The 2,375-nt window shown below is 72.3% G+C and carries 2 protein-coding genes; both read right to left on the bottom strand.

Annotation, left to right across the window (positions count from 1 at the left end):
* Window positions 1-83: 83 nt before the first annotated feature.
* Window positions 84-1,610, bottom strand: coding sequence for an FMN-binding glutamate synthase family protein (locus ACFU6K_RS36950; RefSeq protein WP_380670716.1), 1,527 nt, complete (start codon window positions 1,608-1,610; stop codon window positions 84-86).
* Between the two features lie 351 nt (window positions 1,611-1,961).
* The gene (locus ACFU6K_RS36945) at window positions 1,962-2,210 is read right to left on the bottom strand and encodes a hypothetical protein (protein WP_380670714.1); all 249 of its coding nucleotides are present in this window, start codon (window positions 2,208-2,210) and stop codon (window positions 1,962-1,964) included.
* Window positions 2,211-2,375: the final 165 nt, after the last annotated feature.

Genomic DNA, 2,375 nt, shown 5'->3' with positions numbered 1-2,375 from the left:
CAGCACCACTTCGCCCGCCCGGCCGACCGGCGCCGCCGGTAGGGCGGTCGCCGGTTCCTGACCGGGCGGGCGACGGGGGTCGGTCAGGCGGCCGGTCCGGCGGTCATCAGCGCCGTGATCTCCTCAGCCAGCTTCGGCCCGAGCTCGCCCCAGCCCTCCTTGTAGCCGTACACGCCGGCCAGGGTGCGGGCCTCGTAGTCGCCGTTCAGGATCTCGATGTCGTCGGCGGTGATCAGCGCCGGGTGGGCGACGCCGACGGCCGACGAGACCTTCAGCAGCTCCTTGCGCAGGGTGCGCAGGTAGGCGGCGGCCCGGTCGGCCTTGGACGTCGGGTCGAGGCCGCGGGCCAGCCACGCGTTCTGGGTCGCGATGCCGGTGGGGCACTTGTCGGTGTGGCACTTCTGCGCCTGGATGCAGCCGATCGACAGCATCGCCTCCCGGGCCACGTTGATCATGTCGGCGCCCAGGGCGAAGGCGACCGCGGCGTTCTCGGGCAGGCCGAGCTTGCCGGAGCCGATGAAGGTCAGGTCGTCGGTCAGCCCCAGCTCGGCGAAGGTGCCGTAGACCCGGGAGAAGCCCATCCGGAACGGCAGCGACACCGAGTCGGCGAACATCCGCGGCGCCGCCCCGGTGCCGCCCTCGCCGCCGTCGACCGTCACGAAGTCGACCCCGCGGTCGCCGCGGGCCATCAGCGTGGCGAGCTCCTGCCAGAAGCCCAGCTCCCCCACCGCGCTCTTGACCCCGACCGGCAGGCCGGTCTCGGTGGCGAGCAGCTCGACGAAGTCCAGCATCGAGTCGACGTCGCCGAACGCGGTGTGCCGCGACGGCGAGGCGCAGTCCTGGCCGACCGGGATGCCGCGGATCCCGGCGATCTCCTCGGTCACCTTCGCGCCCGGCAGCATGCCGCCCAGCCCCGGCTTGGCGCCCTGGGAGAGCTTGATCTCTATCGCCTTGACGGGGGCGCCGGCGACGACCTCCTTGAGCTTGTCGAGGTTGAAGGCGCCGTCCGCGTCGCGGCAGCCGAAGTACGCCGTCCCGAGCTGGAGGACGAGGTCACCGCCGTTGCGGTGGTACGGCGAGAGGCCGCCCTCGCCGGTGTTGTGCATGGTGCCCGCCAGCGCCGCCCCCTTGTTGAGCGCCGTGACGGCCGCGCCGGAGAGCGATCCGAAGCTCATCGCCGAGATGTTCACCACGCTGGCCGGCCGGAAGGCCTTGGCCCGGCCGCGCGGCCCGCCCAGCACCTTGGCCGAGGGCAGCGGGGCCTGCGGATCGTGGGCGTCGGGCAGAGCACCGGCGAAGGTGCGCTGCTTCAGGTAGGCGTGCCCCTGGACGTGCTCGACGTCGACCTCGGTGCCGAAGCCGAAGTAGTTGTTCTCCTCCTTCGCCGAGGCGTAGATCCAGGTGCGCTGGTCACGGCTGAACGGGCGCTCCTCCTCGTTGGAGGTCACGATGTACTGCCGCAGCTCCGGCCCGATCGTCTCCAGGAGGTACCGGGCGTGGCCGACCACCGGGAAGTTCCGGAGCAGCGCGTGCCTCTTCTGGACGAGGTCGCGGGCCGCCAGGACTGCCACCGCTGTCGCGGCGACCGCGCCGATCTTCCGGGCTTGCATGAACGTTCCTCCTCGATGCACGACTCCAGCGCCTGCGGTGGAGTCGTGGTGCCGTGTGGGGTGTCGGACGGCGGGCACCCGGCCACAACGGCCAAGCGGGCGGCACCGTCCGTCGGAGAATCCGACATGATGGTAAAAGGCCACCCGAACGGGCAAACGGTCAGGGGGTACGGCTGCCACTCCGGCGGCGGGCCCACCGCCGGAGGCCGAGCGCCGCGGCGGAGCGAACACCTCCGCCGCGAACGCCCCCGACCGCTCACCCGGAACCGCCGGTTCAGCCGGAGTCACACCGGCCGACACCCGCCGCGGCGGACGTCAGCCCGGACCCCGTACGGCACCCGGCGGACGGTCTCAGTAGAACCAGACGGAGAGCCGGGCCGTGTTCGGGGCCACGTCGCAGAAGTAGCCGACCGCCTCCCCCCGGGCCACGTAGGCCCGGCCGGCGGCGTCGCAGGCGGCGCCGCTCGGGTACATGCCGACATAGGTGTATCCGGTCGTCCTCGTCGTGGACGCCTGGGCGGCGGGAGCGGCCGCCAGGCCACCCGCAACCGTCAGCAGTCCGGCCAGGGCCATGGTGGAAACCGCAGTGCGCAATGCCATCTCGGTGGATCCTCCCTCGGGCGAGAACGCCGGAGTCCGCTTCCCGGCGCTCGGCCGCGAGCCTTCCGGAATCCCGGATTCGGGGCAATGGTAGAGACCAATCTGGCAGAAAACAGTCCACCGGCCCGGGCCGGGTCCAGGGCCGGCAACGGCCGGCACCGGAGC

Origin of the sequence: Kitasatospora sp. NPDC057512, assembly GCF_042802135.1 — a bacterium.
In the GTDB taxonomy this organism is placed as follows: Bacteria; Actinomycetota; Actinomycetes; order Streptomycetales; family Streptomycetaceae; genus Kitasatospora.
The sequence above is the reverse complement of the archived record's forward strand: the minus strand, read 5'-3'. Positions and strand labels throughout refer to the sequence as shown.

Bases quoted from the DNA above. Each gene is read 5' to 3' on its own strand.
- ACFU6K_RS36950 (WP_380670716.1), bottom strand. From the start codon at position 1,610: ATGCAAGCCCGGAAGATCGGCGCGGTCGCCGCGACAGCGGTGGCAGTC.
- ACFU6K_RS36945 (WP_380670714.1), bottom strand. From the start codon at position 2,210: ATGGCATTGCGCACTGCGGTTTCCACCATGGCCCTGGCCGGACTGCTG.